Raw genomic sequence first — 19,037 nt, 5'->3', positions numbered from 1 at the left:
AAGGTAAATGTATAGCTTACAGTATTTTTAAATGAAATCACCATGTGCACAAATCAGTTGCGACATTTTGATGTTTTTAAAGAATTCTAAGGGAGTTTTAATCGGAAATTTTCACCTGACGGACCGCTGTATCCCCTACTTGTTGCGCTTATTCTTTTGTTGTTACCTTCTTTTTCCTCAATATATATCTTTGCACCTGTGCAGCAAGTTTTATCCTGTCCTATGCTGTTTGAATCTCTAATTGGGTTTCTTTGTCCATCCCCTTAAAAAGGGTAAATTTTAAACAAACTTAATTGAGTTTTTACACTTTCTCAATATTACAGTATCAAATTTCTTATATAATCGAATTATTCTTTTTATTTATTTTTATGTATCTGTTCCCTTTGAACCCTATTATAGGGTTCCTTTTTTATATTCAAATATTTATTAATTAATTTATCAATTTCTTGACTTAAATGGATTACTTTTGTATGAATAAAGCCATGTTTATTTACAAGTTCTACTAATTCTAATTTTTTAGTTTCTATTAGATTATTTAATTTTGTCACTAACATAAACTTTTTTCTTTCACACTTCCCCTGAGCAAAATAAAAAGAGCTGCTCCCAGCCCTTGTATACTTAAATGTATTATAAAATTTTCCATATTCTATTATAAATGAATATACATAAAGCTAACAACAATAATTTTATTGTATTAATAAATAAAAAGCAGCAATATTTAATTACTGCTACAACTTCTTTATAAAATCATTATTTATAAAAAAGTATTCTTTCGGTCCATCAGCTTCACCATACCACACTTCCAACCTAGTAATATGTGCTGCTACTTCCTTTAAAATTAAATTCATAAATAATGTAATAGATGCCACGTTATGTTCTGGATCTCTGTAGTTCTTTAGATTGGCTATCAATGACCATTCATTATCTTTTAAATTTGTATAATAATCATTCTCTTCTTCCCAGCTTCCTTTACTTATTAATTCAACCAACACTTTATATTCATCCTTTATAATTACTTTACCGTGAAAGTCTGTATACATTTAAAATGGCACCTTTTTCACCCTCTTGAACCCATTATGAATTTAATTACCATATATCCTTAACTACACAATGGAAGGTTTTAGAAATCGTATTATGTTTCCCTTTTGATTAAATTCACTATCGTTGTTGCAATTCTTAGAGGTAAGATCAACTATATAACTCTCTGAAATTTTAAAAGTTCTTTCCTCATTAAACATTTTCAAAGGAACTGATACTCCAACATTATTATCCAAATGACTTAGTACCATTACAGGGATAGTTTCTCCTTTTAATAAATCAACATATGAGGTCTTAACTTTATAATAATGCCCTTCTAAAAAATACATTTTTCCGTTTATTAAATCCACTGCAACTCCTTTATTACAATACGCTAAGTTTTGATTTGAAAAATGAATATCGTCCGATACTTTAATAAATTTCATCGTTTTATTATCAAATATATAGTAACCGTCTCTTACTACAAAAAGATTATGTGGATTGATAAACTCTAACAGATAATGTGTGATTTCAAAGCTAGTATCTCCCTCAATCATTTCTCTGTATTCTACATAAAGTTTCTCTAACTTTTTAAATGTACTTAGTTTGATTCCCTGATTTGGTCTTGATGCAAGTGTTAAGTCATCTAATACCCATTTAACCACATATGTTGACGTTGGAATCATTTACAATTTACCCCCTTCAAAATTCTATATATGAACATATAAACTATTTAAATTTAATAAATTGGGCTCTACTTAAAGTATAGGCAGAATCTATTTAATAACTAAGATAATTCTCTAACTTTTTCATATTTACTTTTTATAAATTATATTTATCAAACTCTAAAATGAAATATTTATAATCAATTTAAATTTCCAGGAAAATGCGGGAGAAATTAGACCAACTAGCCAAAAGAGGACGATACAATCTTTGTTTTTCGACTTATGAAACTCATAATACATAGCCTTTTTGTTATAAGATTTATCTTAGTCAATATTAGCCATTAAAGTAAGATTTGACGTGTACTTAATTATAAAAATATATTAAACATGTGGTGCGTGAAATCTTATAGTGCTCCCAAAACGAAATTTTGTGCTAACTGGTAAGTAAAAAGCTCATTTTCCGTTTTGGAGTATTCGCTTTTCTTGTTTTGATAGTGATAAAATCTTTAGCAATTCAAGCCTTAACTGGATCAGGAGGTACAAACACGGTCACCTTGACAATTCGAAAAAATGGTGTAGATACACCTCTTACTGTTTCACTAACTGGTACTCAAACTTCCAATATAAATAATGATATTTCGGTGACATTTCTAGCAGGTGATCGTATTTCACTAAAAGTAACGACAGGAGGTGCAAATGCTACATCAGATACTGTAGCTCAAGTTGAAATTTTTTAATATACATGACCCCTTAGCGTACAAGGAAACGTAGAAAAAACATTATTATTGCAAAATTGTATTCTTCTTATCTTAAACAGAAAAAGAAAAGCGTGAACAATATATTTATCGAGTTATGAGGTTTACATTCTCATTTAATGAATATTTTATAGGTTGATAAAGGCGTAGCGAAAATCATTCTTGATTACTCAGTAAAAAAAGACCTGACGTTATATATCAGGTCTTTTACAGGACTTATTCTATACCAACTGCATCATAAGCCTTCGCTACAGCTTGTATCTCTTTTGAATTTTTACCATATAAATCTTCTGCGGCTTGAAGTGCAGCTTGGCGCATCATTTTAAAATCAGATTTTGCCGTTAAATATTTTGTAAGAGCACGATAGTAAATTTTTTCTGTAGCTTCGCGGCCAACGCCATTTACTTCCACACCGTAATGCCAACCACCTTCCGACAATAAATATGCTGCTTTATTATTGATACTACTGTTAATATGAACACCGCCATTATCATATGGTCCAGGATAATATTTTCTATAATGATCTGGATAACCTTGAGTGGGTTCTAATGGATTGGGAATAGAAGCAGGATGGCTTAAGGATCGCATCGCATCCCCTGCTATATCCGGTGTATAAATATCTTCTCCTGCCTCCCAATCATCACGGTCTACCATCGCACCGAAAATATCCGAAAATGACTCGTTTAATGCACCAGACTCATCTTGATACTCTAAATTTGCTGTATGCTCTGTTACAGCATGTGTTAACTCATGGGCAACTACATCTAAGCTCGCTGAAAATGGAATAAACAGTTTTCCATCACCATCACCATACGCCATATACACACCGTTCCAACTAGCGTTATTCCAGTTTTCTCCTACGTGAACAACAGAACGTAACTTCGCTCCTTTGTTATCATAGGAATTACGATTAAATGTTTTCTTATAATAGTCATATACTTTTTCTGCATTTGCATGTGCATCAACACCTGCTTTATCTTCAAAGAACTTGGATTTACTTTCAATTTCATAACCTGTATATCCCAGTCCTTTTGATGTTGAATCATAGGATTGTTTCAACAAATTTCTCCAATCAAACGTATAAACACCGTTTCCACGTTTACCATCAAATAAATGGAATGCACCCGTTTTTTCATTTTGAACAATTTCAAATGATTGTCTGTTTCCTAAAACACCATATCCAAAACCAGTAATATGATCGACCGCATTATATTTATTGATCACATTTCCATTTGTTGCATCAATAAAATAATGCCAGTAGCCTGGTGCTGGTTTTGAAACAGAGGCTTTTACAAGATAGGAAAGATAATATTGTCCATCTTTTTGATAAATGTATAAATCTTTCTTCATACCATCATAGTTATCTACTTTTCCAATCTCTTTCTCAATACCAGCTTTCGCAATATTTACAGCATCATCTTCTGAAATGCTTGCAGTTGATGGAATATTTTTATTTTCTAAATTCGGTATAACTTGTCCAAAAAATGCTTTCACATTATTATTTTTATCAAGTGCTACTGTTTGATCAGATCCATATACAGGAACACCATTATATTTTTCAATAAGCTTCACATGCGTTGTTTCTGCTTCTGTGTCTTTTTCTTCTTTAACGATTTCAAAATGTTTCTCCATATTTCCTGCTAATTTAAACATGTCTTTCTTACTCTTTAAATACTCGAACACAGTCTCTTTTTTATCTAGTCCTTCTGGCGCTTTCCACTCTTCCCCAATATAAGATGGTGTTTGATATTCTTGGTTGTATTGAATCTTTTGCTCTGTTGCATATGTACGTGACGTTCCTAATGTCGCAAATGCACCTAAAGCCATAGATACAGCTAATGTTGAAGATAAAATCACCTTTTTCAAAATACCACTTCCCATCCCATTTTTTAACACTTTTACACAATTCTAGATATAATAGTAAATCGCCTCCTGTTTGAAATTATATAAAAACAAAACAGAAAATTCAGATAACAAAACTTATAAACATTTCATGGTCATGCAAAAGACGTAAGATCATATGAGAACCAACAATTTGTACGGCATGGTCACAGTACCATAGCCTATAAACCTATATAGTCTATTGTGGGAGGGGTGATGGCACACCGCAATCTTGCAATCGACTTCGCCTTTGGTAGCAAGAATCCCACTGACGTTAGTCAGCTTGTGTCTTTAGCTGTAGTAGTGTCAAAAAACGCTAAGTTGAATACAACAAAAGTCTTGCAAATCTATAAAAAAATAAAACTAGTGGCTCTGTTACAAAGTTTACTAAATAAGGCTACACTCCATCGCTATCTGATGGGTATGCTATATTTTTAAAAAACCAATATACTTGTGACCATGTAAAAAAGCACCCTGTTTACAGGGTGCTTCACTTCTACCTAATGACTAATATTAGCAGTTGGGTATAAAGTTGTTCCTCCAATTGAAACTTTTATTTCATTTGTTAATGGAACATTTTGTTCATTAATAATTGTTCTCCACCATTCCCATGCAAGACCTGTACATTCTCTCGCTACGACTTTTACATTTTTTGAATTCGGTGGAAGTGGTATTACTGTAGAGTAATGAGCCGTTTTATCTTGGTTGTTTCCTTCCCAAGTCTTATGTGTTAATACTTCTTTCCCATTTGCATCATATGAAAATTCATCCCAAGATACATCAAATTGAGCAACATATGCACCGTAATGATCAAGCGTCATTTTCGCACTTGAATATTCTGTAGTTGTAGTCTCAATATAATCTGTATTGTTATGAACAGCAGCAGTTGCATTATCTTTTAAGAAAGTGCTTGTATATGAAATTGGGTATGCTGGATTTTTAGAACTTAATTCTGCATTATCTTTAATAATATTTCGGATTTCATTAAAATCTTTTGTAACAACCTTGTTATGCTCTTTTGCATCTCCGCCTAACACTACAGCCGTAAAGGTACTTTCTTCAAAAATATCTTTGTACTGTCCACTGGCTTCAACGCCTTGACCCTTAATTAGAGCTTTAAAAGCAGCTTGTACATCTTTACTTTTAGATGATGTTTCTAATTTTACATAAACGGTTCTACCATAGGCTACATTTGACACCATAACAGGCGGAGCCGTATTACTTACCCCTTTACGAGTCAACTCATCAAACGTAACACTGTTATCAAAAAGATCAGATGGATTGTTAGGTAGTTCAGCACTTACGGTATAAAATATTTGCTTATATGCCGCAACCATCACTTTTTTCTCTCCATTTGCAACAGCATTAAAGTCAATGTTTAGACTGTTATCAAGATATTTAGCGTTGACATTAAGAGCACTTGCAATTTGTGACTTACTATACACCATAGATTCTGTATACTGCATTCTTGCAGGTAACGAATGTGTTGATGCATACTTCTCATTCCAAGTAGATACTAAATCATCTACTGCTCCAGACACATTACCATATGTCGGATTTTGGACAGATATCGTATTTTCTTTTCTCATTCCAGGTAAGTCTATACTAATATTTATAGGTTTTCTCTTAGCCACTAATAAACTAGGTTGATTATCGGCAAAAGCTTTATTTGCAAGTTGTACTGCTCCTGGATACGTACGATTAGCCACAGAATCAATAATTGAAATATCCACAGGTGAAGTTGTAAGTGATTTTTTCTCACGTTCCACTACTACAAATTTACCATTTGAATTTGTACTTTCTTTCGGAACAAAACTCTCTACTTTATCCCCATTTACTGCTAAAATATCTCTACTATCATACTTTAAATTTGCTATACCAGTATCAATGCCAATAGCTTGTTTGGGTGCATTAGCTGAATTACTTTTAGGTGTTTCCGCTAATGAAATAGATGAATAATTAATAGTGAAAAAGCTGATTATTAAACTTGCTAGTAATTTTTTTCCTTTTGTATTTCTTGTAGTCTTCATAAAAATCAACTTCTTCCTTTTTTCGTATTAAGGTATAATAATTATTTATAAATAATTGCTAAATATTGAACTTACATAAATGCTTTTAAAAGTTCTTGAATTAATGGGAGTACTCCACCTATAAATTTTAAAATTATCATATTATTTCCGCCCCTTTTGTTGTTGCTAAGATGTGATTTATCTTTATACCCTCATTATAGTAAGCGCTTACAATTCTATCAATACATTCTTATATGTAATATTGCATATTAATAATGTTAAAGGAACTTTACTCACACAAATAATCTATATATCAATTCATCTTTGATATACAGATCATTTGTATTATAATTTTTATAAATAATTGCTAAATAGTGAATTTACATAAATGCTTTTAGAAGTTCTTGAACTAATGGGATTGCTCCACCGATAAATTTTAAAACTGCCATTGCGATTTCCATATTATTTCCTCCTCTTTTGTTAGTACTAGGATGTGATTAATCTTTATACCCTTATTATAGTAAGCGTTTACATTTGTAACAATACATTTCTGTATGCAATATTGCATATTTATACGTTTAGACAAAAATTAGACCTCTATTAGTCATTCTTTAATGGTACCATAGCGAGGTGAGAGTCTTTAAGGGTTCTTCTTAATAGGAGGAAATATGGAAAGAGTACAAGAGATTTACAGTAATCTAAAATTTAAGAGTTGGGTTAAACAGGTATTAGCTGTAGGCGGAATGGTAGGGTTCTGCTACTTTGTGTTATATATTTTCTGTTTCTTATTTGATATGTAAAAATTATACAACTACACTAATGGAGTCTTGCCTAGAGAGGTAAGGCTCTCTTGTTGTACTTGAGATGAACAAACTGCATACAGTATTTCTTAGGTTCGTCAGATTACTCTGTATGGTGCCTTGTTCCTCTATGTTCTAGAACAACTAACTCCTATCATTGAAAGTAAATAAACTTCCATTTAAAAGCTTCCATTTATATTGAAAACATAATTGTATTGATAAAAAATGTACTTTTTACTAGATACATATTAAAAAGACAAGCATAAGTTATATTACATTTTGGTAATTCTTTGTATACATTAATCTTTATATAGACATATAAATATAATATATTAAAAATAATTTAAATGCAAGAATACTAGTAGTGGAACCGCCAGCATTTCGGAAAAAAACCACGCTAAGCAAAAAATACAATAAGCTGTCCATATGGACAGCTTATTTAAATAATTATCGAAAGCGGAAGTTAAAAATTCTTAGTTTCTTGCTCAATTAAAGCACTACATTAATCTAGAAATTCAAGTGATTTCAATTTTTCAATTATCATTGACTTATATTTGATAGCTTCATACTGTGAATTATTAATTTTTGTCTTTTTTATATTTAACATATCAAATATTTCTCTTTCAATATCTCTTCTTGCTTCTAAAACTTTAATTGTTCCGTCTAAACCGTGATAGCCTTTCATTTTCGCATACCCTTGATTTGTATAATACTCATTGAACTACCCCCACTTTCACTTCGTTTAGAAGAGGGGGATTCCTAAGTAAAGAGTTCTATCGAACTCTAATTTATTAGGCTATCTCCGCAGTCCTTGCGGTTAGAAGCCTTATCGCTTCATTCTTTAGATTGATACTTGCGTTAATATCCCTATCATGGTGTGTAAGACAAGAAGGGCAGTCCCATTTACGTAGGTTTAGATTTTTAACGTCTTTGTTTTGATATCCACAACAAGAACATAATTGGCTGGAAGCAAATGTTTTCGACACAACAATGATTTGTTTGCCGTACCATTTTGCCTTATATTCCAACATAGTTCGAAACTGAGACCATGATACCTCACTAATTGCTTTTGCTAACTTATGATTCTTTAACATATTCGATACTTGCAAATCCTCTATACCGATAACATCGTGGTTTTTGATGATTTCAGTTGAGATTTTGTCCAAGTAATCTTTTCTAGCATTTGTCATATATTCATGAATTCTAGCTACTTTTACTCGTTGTTTATTCCAGCGAGAAGATCCTTTCATTCTTCTAGAAAGAACACGCTGTGCTTTTGCCAACTTTTCTTCTAATGATCGAAAAAACTTCGGATTTTTATAGGTTGTTCCATCTGATAATATGGCGAAATCTTTTAGTCCTACATCCATTCCAATGTAAGAATGTGTTTTCGGAAGTTCTTGCACTTCTGTTTCAACTAACAATGACACAAAGTATCTGCCAGAAGGGTTCCGTCTAACTGTAGCATTTACAATACGTCCCTTTACTTCACGACTTTTGGCAAATCGAACAAGACCTAGTTTTGGCAACTTAATTTTGTTTCCTATAACGGCAATGTTTTCATTTGTTTGTTTTGTGGTGTAAGATTGTACGTTGTTTTTCTTAGATTTGAAACGCGGGGCACTGTTTTATTTTTTGAAAAAGCGTGTATAAGCATCCGCGAGGTTGCGAACAGACGACTGAATCGCAATACTATCCACTTCTTTTAGCCAAACAAACTCTTTCTTCATGGCAGGAAGTTTGGCGGAGCATGTACCATATGTCAAACCTTTTCCTGTTTCTTTGTATGCATTATCCCATAGAGATAAGAAGTGATTGAATACAAAACGAGAACAGCCAATCGTTTTATTGATTAGGGTCGCTTGTGCTTGATTTGGATAGATACGAAATTTATATGCTTTATTGATCATCATTCGTTTCACCTCCATTTCGATATGTGTCTATTATACAACAAACGTACATTCGATAGGTAGTGAAGTAACAGTTTATGTATGTCGAACAATTAAGATGGCTTCCTGCCATCCCTTGTTCGAAGCCAATTCATCTCCCACCTACTCACTTCGCGTTCCTTGAGGAAGGAGTCTTCTTGGCTAAAATGATAAAATTTTGCATACTCTTAGCGTGGGTTTTTTCCAAAATGCTGGCGGTACCCCATCACCATCAAGCTATGCTTATACAAAGTCAATTTTAGGCGAGATTGTTTCTTTTTTCTAAAGGGCAAGTGTAGGTGATTGAAAGATTTGCATACGAAATAAACCCTAACGGGTTTCATTTTTTTGATTTAAGCCGCTTGATTATCAGACATGGTACAATTGTAAACGACACCTAATATATCAAAGACTGTTTTCTTCTCATATCGATGAGATTTTCTCCCGTTTTGCTGTAGGAGATTGAACAGACGAAGTAACACCTTTGATAGCTCTTGGGTGTTTTTTTGTATAGTTTGGAATAGAAAAAGAAAATAGTCTTTAATCATATATATGGCTTTATACTCACTAAGCTCTCGTTTTTTCTTCATGAGGAGCAATTGGCGCATTTGAAACATGATAGAAGAACAGAGTAGAATGGCAATCAATTGACCATATAAATGGCACTCCAATCGTTCTGGTTTTATCTTTTTACAATGATGGATTTGAAAGAATGACTTCCACGTTTTAAATAAAATTTCGATTTGCCAACGCAAAGAATATCAGTCATGTACCTGTCCCATCGGGACAATATCTGTAGAGGTGTTTGTCATATATACATTGATACCACTGAGTCGTTTACTACGAGGAGAATACTTCATTCCTTTCTTTTTTTCTCTTACAGCTTGATATTGTAATCGTTTTTTTTGTTGTTCTTTTGTTAGTCGATGAACAATCACACGAGCTGGGACTTTATCAGTCATTCCTACATAAGCCTTGGATATTTCACATGTTTGTCCTGGTTGAAGAGAGTTCATTAAAACCTCCATATCTATCTGTATATACTCTGTACCTTTTTGATTCGTCCATCTTGAAAGTAATCAGGGTTAGGATTTTTCTGATAGATACTTGTATTAGACTTGATACGAGAGATATAGTAAGCCTTTTTATCTTGTATATGTTGAAGATCTTTCAAATGAAAATAACCTAAATCTCGGATACATAAATCATTCGCTGTTATAGTTGGGACACACAGAGAGCCGTAAGTGCGATCATGTTGTCTACCTGGACCTGTATGAATATGTAGGAACTGTCCACTTAATAAATCATACTCAAGTTGAATTTTTATTCCAGCTGTATGGCTGCATCCTCCTGCACCTGGATAAACCGATGAAAATACATCCGGGAGTTGAAATGCAGTTGAATCTAAAATACGAATACGCTTGAAAACAGAAGTGTATGGAGAAGAAATCGGCATAGATGCGGCCAATTTTTTGCTTAGTAGTTCGGCTAGTAGGTGTTGTAAAAGTTGAACGGCCGCCTTGTTAAACCGTTGATTCAGTCCCTCAGGACTGATGAGTACTTCTGTTGATGCTTCTAAACAGCTAGATAACTGAGTTAAAGAAGTCATAGCTACATTTTGGCTCACCCATACACATAAAGCTACTAAATCTTTTGCTTGGTACTTACTGGTTCGTTGCACAAAACCAACATCTCTAGCAAGATTCCGTAAGGTATTTGGAAATAAAAAACTTTGAATCTCTTGAGCAAATAGTTGTAATTCGTCAGACACAGAAACAGACATAAAAACGCCATCCTTTCCTATGATTTAAAGAAAGAATAGCGTGTTTTTTAATTTTATGGAGAACTAATTATTTCTTTTTTTATAATAAGAAAGGAAATTCATTATCATATTAATTGAACATATAAAGATAAATGAGTACTTAAAAATAGTACTTTTATAGTTTCCAAAAAACAAAAATAGTATAGCTAAAAGTGATAGTATGCTAATAATTAAATGATACATATATTGAGACTGTTTCTTCATTAATCATTCCCACTCTTTATTTAATATAAATATATATAGATTACATATTATCATAGAGGAAATTAAAATAAATAGAAAATGCCTAATTGCATATCTAAATAGCAAGATAACCACCACATATCTCATTAACTAAAAAAATAAGCTGATCTTTCAAAGAAATTACCTGTAAAAAAATAAAAATTTTATTTAAGGGGTATATCAAAAACTTAGCTTGATAGCGATGGGGTCCCACCATCCAAATGATATAAAACACACGCTAATTCTTTTTGAGTAATGCAAAACACTTGATAATTCCATAAAAAACAAATAAAAAGAACTTAACCAATATTGATTAAGTTCTTTTTACTTTAATCTTTCGTATTCATCTTCCATTTCTCTTTTATATTGACTGTATAAATAATCTTTTTCCGTTATTTCACCAGTCCTAACCAATTCACGTTTCATCTTTAAAAAAGCTTCTTCACCATAAAGTACTTTCCTGGCATCATCACATGACTTCCCGTTAACGCCTTGCCAAAAAGCGTATGGATTATTACAATTACTAATCATTTCTCGAGCCTTAACTTTATCATATTCAATCGAATACTCTTTATAGCTGTTATACCCTTTAATTAAAAAAGGAGTCATGCAAATAAATATAGTGAATAGTATTAAGCTCTTTCTTGTAAAGAATATTTTGTAGTATGGATATAAAAGCTCTTTAATCATACGAATTAAACTTAATGTAGAATAATCTAGCTCAATTGAAAATTTACGTTTAAATTTAGCGAAACGACTTTCTTTATATCTCCTATCCCTCATATAAACTCCTTTAAAGATTCCTTTAATTAATATAACGATATTATATCATTTTAATAATCAATTAATATGTTTAACCAAAAATAATTTGTAACATTATTAGCAAAACAGTTTTTGTTACACCAAAATTACATATATCTCGGCTGAACAACTAACGCGAGAATCTATTTTGATTAATATTTTTTCAAAAGGAATTCCCTTATTCATTTTAAGACAGGGTGAGCAATATTTTTAATCGAATTTTATTTCAAGGCTTCATAATGTAAAAACTTTCTGCAATGTTATGCTTCCAAAATAAACTTTCTGCAAATATATGTGTTATTTTGAAAGGTAATTTTGCAATATTAAGCTTTGAAACCAAAAATTTTATGCAAAGTTATAGGTTATTGGCATGCAACTTTATGAGTTAAGTCATACAAAAAAAGAAAATTATACATTTAGACACAATTTAAAGTGTTTGCTATACATGAAGGTTATTATTCTGTTAAATTAAGGGCTATCTGGTGCTGGAAAGTCGACGTTTATTAAAATGTTAACTGATCTATTACCTTCACCAAAAGGAAAAATAAATAGTTGTTTATAAAGGTATACCTTTAAATCTAAACTTTCATTAAAAAGTTATTTAATTATATGAATCAAGAGTAACTTGTAAAAGATTATATAATAAATTCAAATTAAGAAAGTTAAAAATAATAAAGAAGCCGAATTCCTTAACAGGTGGAATTCGGTTTCTTACTACAATATTTAACTTTAATTAGGAAAGGATTGTCCACTTTAAAAGATAATATATTTATTTATATTTCGGATCGAAAGGTTTTACCTAACTGGTTACCAAGACCAAAATAATGACGGAAATTATATATAAGTGGGCTCCATTTATTTGGGTCAATATGATTTTCTTCAAGAATGATTTCCTTATGAGCGTGTACATGTATGGCTTGTGTCTCAACAATTGCAAAATCAGGAGAATAATCAGGAATTCGAATATGCTTCACCCTTGCCTCAATTTGAATTGGACATTCCATAATTCGAGTAGGTTTTACCGATTTAGACTCAGTAGGTGTTAATCTACTAATATCATATTTTTCTTTTTTATATGTAAACCCATTCTTTTTCTTATAATCTGGAACGGGGTTTTTCCCTGTATAGGGGGCTAATTGTTCAACATTCTCCCATAATGAAGGACTCGGAACATTGATTACACATTCAGGATGTCGTTCTAAATTTTCGATAGCTTTCCCGCCAACTCCAATTCCTAATATAATAAAATCTCCTAATGCCCATGATGATGACATAGGGCTGATGTTTACTGTTCCATCTTCATTTAGTGAATTTAGTAAAATCACAGGAGTTCCGTAGTATAAAATTTTAGGTTTAATAGTCTCTGTGTTTGAAACCTGAGCCATTTTTTTCATCTTTATTTCTCCTCCTATTCATATGTTCTTCCTTATTTATTGTAGAATATAAACATTTCGATTATCATCGAAACATGGATTACATTAGGGGGAATTTAAAATGAACGCAAGTCCAAATGTAGCGATGATTGCTACTCTTGTGAGTGAAGCTTCTCGTGCAACAATATTAACAGTCTTATTAGATGGTAGATTCCACCCTGCAAGCGAATTAGCATATATGGCAGGAATCAAACCACAGACGGCTAGTTTCCATTTGACAAAAATGGTCGATGCGAATGTAGTTATAGTTGAAAAACAGGGGAGACATCGATATTATGGAATTCGAAATCCGGAAGTTGCTCAAGTTATGGAGTCATTTTTATCAATAGCTCCACCCATTGAAATTAAATCATTAAAACAGGCTTCGGAAGATAAAGCGATGCGTTTTGCAAGAACATGTTATGATCATCTTGCGGGAAATTTAGGAGTACAATTAACAGATTCTTTAATTAAAATAGGTGTTATTTATGAAGAAAAGGACGGGTTTACTGTTACTGAAAAAGGGGAGTCATTCTTTACAAATTTTCAAATTGATCTTGAAAGGGTTAAGAAAAAGCGTCGTTCATTTACACACAAATGTTTAGATTGGAGTGAAAGACGTCACCACCTTGCGGGAGCATTAGGAAATGCCCTTCTAGAAAGACTATTAGAACTAAATTGGGTTCAACGTTTACCTAAAACAAGAGCAATAAAAATCACTACTGACGGGAAAAAGGGACTAAAAGAAACATTTTCTTTTGATATTACAAACAACTAAGTTTTGAATATAAAACCGCCGATTTAGTCTTAAAGGGATTAAAGTCGGCTATTTTGTGTTGAAATTTGCTTAACGTGGTTTTTTCCGAAATGCTGGCGGTACTCACTAAATAGCAAGTGTAGAGATTGCTTGTTAATAGATTAGTTGTTGTTTACCACGAACCATCATTAGGACGGTAAATTTATCTGTTGCAAGGATCTTCCCACGTACTGGAACGCCATTCTTTAAAAATACAGTAACTTCCCCCTTTTTCTCTTTCAATTGTTCATACATATCTTCTTGTAAATTATACATGAAATACGCCCCCTATTTTGCTTACATTAGATAGTTAAGATCCCCATGATTCAACTCATTGCCTTTTAAATGATTATGAACACAATATATACATTTGGAACAATGTTAATTTTCATATAGTATACCGTCATATTGATATAAAGGCGTTATCCTTTCCTATGATTTCTCAGAAAGAATAACGCCTTTTTCTTTTTAGGGGGTATTTTGTCTAGTTAGCTTGATAACGATGTAGTTCTACCCCTTTTAAATGTTACAAAAATCTTTCAAATGGCTCTAACTTGCACAATGCTTCCCGTTAATATAATACGCTGATTCTGTGAAAACCGTAAATACAACCTCTACTTCTGGAAGTCCAAAATCCATTACATATGTAGTAATGGCCTTGGCAAATCGATCACGAATTTCCTGTCCACGCTCGAACCATTTCACTTCAATAAGAGGAAACGCTTCTATTTCTTCTCCATTGAATACAAACGTAGAACTTGGTAGTTCCAACGTAAAATTATCCGTACCACACTCACAAATCTCTGCAAGCTCTTCTACTAATGGCTTGCTTATGTATTTTAATTGTTCAGTAGTAATTCCACGAAACACAATATGCGGCATGTGAATCCCTCCGTTAGATAGCTTTATATTTGCTCACATCATAGCACAATTTATTTTGCTACACTAGAATCTATTGGTACATTTCAATGACATTCTTAAGAATGATCATATGTTATTGAAGCAATACAAGTATTGTAACTATTTAAAACATGTGAGAGCTCGGTAATTGGGTAAATAAAAAAATACCTTATCATTCTCCCTGTAAGGAGGCATGAGGGGACCTCTATTAGGAAAGGGATGGTGCACCTATATATTTTAAAAAGAAAAGACACCCTAAAGTGCCTTCCTCCGACTTGATAACCACTTTAATTTTAATAACATTGGATTCCCATCCGAATATTATTTTACCACGTTAAGTAATGTTGGTTATTGAGAAAGTCAAATACGTAGTGTTCATATATAGTGACCCCTAGGATCAAACAAGATTTAATACAGTTTTTTGGTGGATCCAAAAACAAACGAGAAACCTAAAACCGCGCCAGAATGGGAATGTATGAAAAAATGCATAGGTCCATAGAACGAAAAAAGGAGGTTCCCTTGAGAGAGTAGGGTTCCTCCTTTTCCTTGCTACTGATAATAATGTGTTATGTAAATTAGCAATGAATAGAATATACAATTTCATCGTGGTATTTTAATTATATAATAATATTAGAAAGTAGGTACGGAGTTTGAAAAAATGGATTTTGTTAAATGAACAAGAATATGAGAATGTTTGGGATAGATTTTATGATGAATTTGCTTTTAATCCTAATATTGATGGTGACCAATCATTTAAATTTTCTTGTCCATATATTACTTATGATTTACCTAATTATTTTGAAGGAAAATGGACTGATGACGATGATTATATTTTTGATCATATATTATTGGAAGCTCTTATTTTATGTACCGAGAAACATGAATATATATATGCGTTAGATTGGCAGCATGCTGGCTACTGGATGAATCCTAGTTTAAATTTAAATCTAAACGAAGATGATCATCAATGGAAAATCCCATTTTTTCCGGATGGAGATTATTATTTCTTTTTGCAAAAAGACTTTAAGTGGGGTTATTTAGGGCATCCATGGGAAAAAGTTATTTATATTTTCGGAGAAGAATTAATCAAGAATTTCAAAGAATTAAGGGCTAGTAGATTAAAAAAGACCAATGATAAAGTATAAATTTCACTTCCCATATGGACAGCTTATTGTATTTTTTGCTTAGCGTGGTTTTTTTCCGAAATGCTGGCGGTACCCCACATAATAATATATACAGAATTCACTAGTAAGATATACTCTTGTTAGAAATGCGACAAGAGTGGGAGTGAGGCTATATCATACCTTACATGATCTCTGGTGTATTTAATGAACATCCACGTGTCGCCATGGCTTACCGTGATAGCGCCGATCGTGACAAATTCTTAGATTTTTATGACAAGGTAACATCACCCGAAGTCACTCTGGCTCCAGCCTCGAAATAGGTTAGATTGCTAAAGGTACCTCTATTGTTTCTCGTAGACGAAGCATACACTTCTCAAACATGCCCTTGTTGCCAAAGAAGAAAGAAAGTGCGGACACGTAACTACGTTTGTGTGTGCGGCTACGAAGAACACTGGGACATTCACGGTGCCCGCAACATTTTGGCAAAAGAACTGTACGGAAAGATGTGTCATATCCCGGAAGAAACGAAGAGAAAGTATTTGTGGATTGCGTAAGCAAAAAGTAGTAGACGGTGTGTTCCCACCCTTCTGCATGTGCAGAAGTTGCTTAGTCAAATGAAGAAAAGGAGTCCCTGCATAGGTGCAGAGAGGAGATGGAAAATCCGCTTCTCATGGGACCTTATTTTTGTTGATGCTAAGAAATCCCCACTTCAAGCGGAAGCGAGTAAGTGGGGAGGTTCATAGTGAATTATTTTTGTACTTAAATCACTTAATCTCTAATATCATTGCTACATCGATTGCATAATTCGTGCGAGTTCTTTTTCTAAAGCAGCGGGCTCGTTTGCATAATTGTAAATCCCTAAAAACTTCTCTATAGCCTCTGGATGGGAACTGATTAGCTTGTTGACAGCATCCTGTTGTTCAGATATGCGTTCATTCTTCGAAATTTGGCATCCCATGTGAAACCGAACCATAAACTCATCTTCTATAGCCTTTTGATATTCTTCAGACATTTGATTTGATTGATCGGATTGTCCCTTATATTTTGATAGAATATTGGATAATATACGTGCTCCACATATAGCATCATGGATACCCTGCGCCATGCCAGGATCTTTAAAACAAACTGCATCTCCAACCAGCGCCCATCCTTTTCCCATTCCTTTATACCAGTAATTATCATATCCGAGAATGCCTTTGACCGGTTCTACTAGTTCTGCATTTTTCAAGCGCGCCCCAATTGTTGTATTCGGAAAGTTATCTGTAAAGAAATTGCGTAGACAGCTTTCCGGATTTAATTTCAACCGTTCTATCAATTCCTTATTTTCTAATGGGAAAATGCCGACAATTACATATAAATCATCATTCGTCGGAAAGAGAATGGCTGTGTTATCTTTTACCTTGTATACTTCAAATTTAGGGACATTATCGTGGCGAAATCCAGAGAAATACCCGAAATAGATGCCGACTGTTGCTGGAATACTTATTTTGAGTTCACTTTTTACCAGCTTGCGAATAATAGAGGATCGGCCGTCTGCCCCGACTACCAGGCGAGCTAAAAATTCTTGTTTCTCGTTGTCGCCGTCTAAACCTTTCACCCCTATCACTGTTTCGTCATCACGGATGACATCCGTCACACGAAATCCTTCTAAAACAGTTACATTCATTTGGGATTTGGCTTGTTCAAGTAGAATATGATCGAGATAAGTTCTTCTAATACAATAACAACTTTCCTCTCCGTAAACCTCAGGGATGAGACCTTCTATCACGGTATCCTCAAATTGAAATTTAATATCCCGTACCGGCGGTGCTTTTGTTTCCAATAACTTGTCCAGGACACCGGTTTCTCGAAGAAGAGCGACAGTATTATTGAAAAAGGTATGGGTTGATAATGTGTCCCTTGGAAAATTCGCTCGGTCCACTAACAACACATGGAAACCTGCCTTAGCAAGATAAATTGCCAGGGTAGAGCCGGCACATCTAGCACCGGTAATGATGACATCATACGTCTTATTCATCGTATCACTCCATTTTCAAGTTTATCTTCAGCTATTTTTTCGTTTAAGATAAAATCCATTCCAGCATCCTTTATGTCAAATCGAAATAAAAAAATCAATATATCCCTCTCCTTTTATATAATACAATCATTTTTTATATAGCAAGTGTAGAGATTGCTTGTTTGTAGATTAGTTGTTGTTTACCATGAACCATCATTAGGACGGTAAATTTATCTGTTGCAAGGATCTGCCCACGTACTGGAACGCCATTCTTTAAAAATACAGTAACTTCCCCTTTTTTTTCTTTCAATTGTTCATACATATCTTCTTGTAAATTATACATGAAATCTCCCCCTGATTTCTTTGTATTTACTTTTCTTCTAATACCTGCTGCTTTTCACTGTTGGATATCTGTGATTCCCATTCACTTTCTATTTTTCTAAACCATTTTCCTATTTTGCTTAGATAATATCTTTTTACTTCACCATTAGGAATCCAAATTTCACGTTCCTGTATTTGATTCATCACTTCATGAAGAATCTCATCATGTTCATACTTCCTAGGTTTTCTATAATGTGTTTTTACAAACTGTGTATATTCTCTACGTAACCAATTAGAAATATGTTGCCTTTGTCTTTGCTTGAGATGTGACCATTTTTTATTTGTTTGAAGGATTTTTCCATTTACTTTTATGTGGTTTTTCATCGACACTCATCCCCTTTTACTAGCAAAACGAATATATAACTATCGTATCATATTTAAATCGAAATACTGCTCTAGGTATATATTTCGCAAGAAATCTATCCAAAATATACAATACATTCTTCATTTAGCTGATTAAGTCTACACAAGATTAAATGTAGACTATTATTGTATTGTTTTAGTTTTTTAAATCATTGCGGTACGTGA

17 protein-coding genes and 6 pseudogenes are annotated in these 19,037 nt (G+C 33.1%); 7 read left to right on the top strand and 16 right to left on the bottom strand.

Features of this window, described 5'->3' with window-relative positions; all coding sequences use genetic code 11:
- Positions 1-356: 356 nt before the first annotated feature.
- The 3 genes from ACS2MN_RS16565 to ACS2MN_RS16555 all read right to left on the bottom strand — a co-directional run bounded on the left by ACS2MN_RS16565 (position 357) and on the right by ACS2MN_RS16555 (position 1,703).
- Positions 357-554 carry an aspartyl-phosphate phosphatase Spo0E family protein gene (locus ACS2MN_RS16565; RefSeq protein WP_098806004.1) on the bottom strand — a complete coding sequence of 66 codons (198 nt, stop codon included), beginning with the start codon at positions 552-554 and terminating at the stop codon, positions 357-359.
- 174 nt (positions 555-728) lie between these two features.
- Positions 729-1,040, bottom strand: a complete 312-nt coding sequence (locus ACS2MN_RS16560) for a hypothetical protein (RefSeq protein ID WP_098806003.1) — start codon at positions 1,038-1,040, stop codon at positions 729-731.
- A gap of 63 nt (positions 1,041-1,103) precedes the next feature.
- Positions 1,104-1,703, bottom strand: coding sequence for a hypothetical protein (locus tag ACS2MN_RS16555; protein WP_098806002.1), 600 nt, complete (start codon positions 1,701-1,703; stop codon positions 1,104-1,106).
- Positions 1,704-2,176: 473 nt separating this feature from the next.
- Here ACS2MN_RS16555 and ACS2MN_RS16550 point away from each other — a divergent pair.
- Positions 2,177-2,419: pseudogene (locus tag ACS2MN_RS16550) on the top strand (hypothetical protein); the annotation flags it as partial.
- A gap of 234 nt (positions 2,420-2,653) precedes the next feature.
- Here ACS2MN_RS16550 and ACS2MN_RS16545 read toward each other — a convergent pair.
- On the bottom strand, positions 2,654-4,303 hold the full coding sequence (locus tag ACS2MN_RS16545; RefSeq protein WP_198130874.1) for a M4 family metallopeptidase: 1,650 nt from the start codon (positions 4,301-4,303) through the stop codon (positions 2,654-2,656).
- Between the two features lie 231 nt (positions 4,304-4,534).
- Between ACS2MN_RS16545 and ACS2MN_RS16540 the strand changes: the two genes are divergently transcribed.
- A complete protein-coding gene (locus ACS2MN_RS16540) occupies positions 4,535-4,756 on the top strand; it encodes a hypothetical protein (protein WP_098806001.1) in 222 nt (73 codons plus the stop codon).
- 62 nt (positions 4,757-4,818) lie between these two features.
- Here the strand turns inward: ACS2MN_RS16540 and ACS2MN_RS16535 are convergent, their stop codons facing one another.
- Positions 4,819-6,348 carry a thiol-activated cytolysin family protein gene (locus tag ACS2MN_RS16535; protein WP_198130875.1) on the bottom strand — a complete coding sequence of 510 codons (1,530 nt, stop codon included), beginning with the start codon at positions 6,346-6,348 and terminating at the stop codon, positions 4,819-4,821.
- 359 nt (positions 6,349-6,707) lie between these two features.
- A pseudogene (locus ACS2MN_RS16530) lies at positions 6,708-6,895 on the bottom strand (hypothetical protein).
- A gap of 100 nt (positions 6,896-6,995) precedes the next feature.
- Between ACS2MN_RS16530 and ACS2MN_RS16525 the strand changes: the two are divergent.
- Positions 6,996-7,127: a hypothetical protein gene (locus tag ACS2MN_RS16525; RefSeq protein WP_269755923.1), complete on the top strand. Its 132-nt coding sequence runs from the start codon at positions 6,996-6,998 to the stop codon at positions 7,125-7,127.
- A 502-nt stretch (positions 7,128-7,629) separates the two neighbouring features.
- Here the strand turns inward: ACS2MN_RS16525 and ACS2MN_RS16520 are convergent.
- The 5 genes and pseudogenes from ACS2MN_RS16520 to ACS2MN_RS16500 all read right to left on the bottom strand — a co-directional run.
- Positions 7,630-7,848: pseudogene (locus tag ACS2MN_RS16520) on the bottom strand (hypothetical protein); the annotation flags it as partial.
- Between the two features lie 70 nt (positions 7,849-7,918).
- Positions 7,919-9,040 (bottom strand): annotated as a pseudogene (gene tnpB / locus ACS2MN_RS16515) (IS200/IS605 family element RNA-guided endonuclease TnpB).
- Positions 9,041-9,408: 368 nt separating this feature from the next.
- Positions 9,409-10,838: pseudogene (locus tag ACS2MN_RS16510) on the bottom strand (IS4 family transposase).
- A 585-nt stretch (positions 10,839-11,423) separates the two neighbouring features.
- Complete coding sequence (locus ACS2MN_RS16505; RefSeq protein WP_224993852.1) at positions 11,424-11,882, bottom strand: hypothetical protein; 459 nt, start codon at positions 11,880-11,882, stop codon at positions 11,424-11,426.
- A 791-nt stretch (positions 11,883-12,673) separates the two neighbouring features.
- Positions 12,674-13,294, bottom strand: coding sequence for a flavin reductase family protein (locus ACS2MN_RS16500; protein WP_346994684.1), 621 nt, complete (start codon positions 13,292-13,294; stop codon positions 12,674-12,676).
- A gap of 100 nt (positions 13,295-13,394) precedes the next feature.
- Between ACS2MN_RS16500 and ACS2MN_RS16495 the strand changes: the two genes are divergently transcribed.
- Positions 13,395-14,090: an ArsR/SmtB family transcription factor gene (locus ACS2MN_RS16495; protein WP_346994683.1), complete on the top strand. Its 696-nt coding sequence runs from the start codon at positions 13,395-13,397 to the stop codon at positions 14,088-14,090.
- A gap of 132 nt (positions 14,091-14,222) precedes the next feature.
- Here the strand turns inward: ACS2MN_RS16495 and hfq (ACS2MN_RS16490) are convergent, their stop codons facing one another.
- Together hfq (ACS2MN_RS16490) and ACS2MN_RS16485 are read right to left on the bottom strand one after the other, a co-directional pair.
- A complete protein-coding gene (gene hfq / locus ACS2MN_RS16490) occupies positions 14,223-14,384 on the bottom strand; it encodes an RNA chaperone Hfq (RefSeq protein WP_346994682.1) in 162 nt (53 codons plus the stop codon).
- A 273-nt stretch (positions 14,385-14,657) separates the two neighbouring features.
- Entirely contained in the window at positions 14,658-14,990 is a 333-nt protein-coding gene (locus ACS2MN_RS16485) for a DUF1904 family protein (RefSeq protein WP_070172722.1), read from the bottom strand.
- A gap of 668 nt (positions 14,991-15,658) precedes the next feature.
- Between ACS2MN_RS16485 and ACS2MN_RS16480 the strand changes: the two genes are divergently transcribed.
- The 3 genes and pseudogenes from ACS2MN_RS16480 to ACS2MN_RS16470 all read left to right on the top strand — a co-directional run bounded on the left by ACS2MN_RS16480 (position 15,659) and on the right by ACS2MN_RS16470 (position 16,686).
- Positions 15,659-16,153 (top strand): DUF2716 domain-containing protein, encoded by a 495-nt coding sequence (locus ACS2MN_RS16480; protein WP_000758862.1) that lies wholly within the window; start codon positions 15,659-15,661, stop codon positions 16,151-16,153.
- A gap of 116 nt (positions 16,154-16,269) precedes the next feature.
- A pseudogene (locus tag ACS2MN_RS16475) lies at positions 16,270-16,452 on the top strand (nucleoid-structuring protein H-NS); the annotation flags it as partial.
- Between the two features lie 6 nt (positions 16,453-16,458).
- Positions 16,459-16,686, top strand: coding sequence for a zinc ribbon domain-containing protein (locus ACS2MN_RS16470; RefSeq protein ID WP_098088251.1), 228 nt, complete (start codon positions 16,459-16,461; stop codon positions 16,684-16,686).
- Positions 16,687-16,919: 233 nt separating this feature from the next.
- Here the strand turns inward: ACS2MN_RS16470 and ACS2MN_RS16465 are convergent, their stop codons facing one another.
- The 3 genes from ACS2MN_RS16465 to ACS2MN_RS16455 form a co-directional block, all read right to left on the bottom strand.
- The gene (locus ACS2MN_RS16465; RefSeq protein WP_088054891.1) at positions 16,920-18,149 is read right to left on the bottom strand and encodes an NAD(P)/FAD-dependent oxidoreductase; all 1,230 of its coding nucleotides are present in this window, start codon (positions 18,147-18,149) and stop codon (positions 16,920-16,922) included.
- 133 nt (positions 18,150-18,282) lie between these two features.
- Positions 18,283-18,471, bottom strand: a complete 189-nt coding sequence (gene hfq, locus ACS2MN_RS16460) for an RNA chaperone Hfq (protein ID WP_088054892.1) — start codon at positions 18,469-18,471, stop codon at positions 18,283-18,285.
- 26 nt (positions 18,472-18,497) lie between these two features.
- Positions 18,498-18,833, bottom strand: coding sequence for a hypothetical protein (locus tag ACS2MN_RS16455; RefSeq protein ID WP_000788513.1), 336 nt, complete (start codon positions 18,831-18,833; stop codon positions 18,498-18,500).
- Positions 18,834-19,037 lie beyond the last annotated feature (204 nt).

This window comes from Bacillus cereus group sp. BceL062, from assembly GCF_051780025.1.
Classification (GTDB): Bacteria; Bacillota; Bacilli; order Bacillales; family Bacillaceae_G; genus Bacillus_A; species Bacillus_A toyonensis.
The sequence above is the reverse complement of the archived record's forward strand: the minus strand, read 5'-3'. Positions and strand labels throughout refer to the sequence as shown.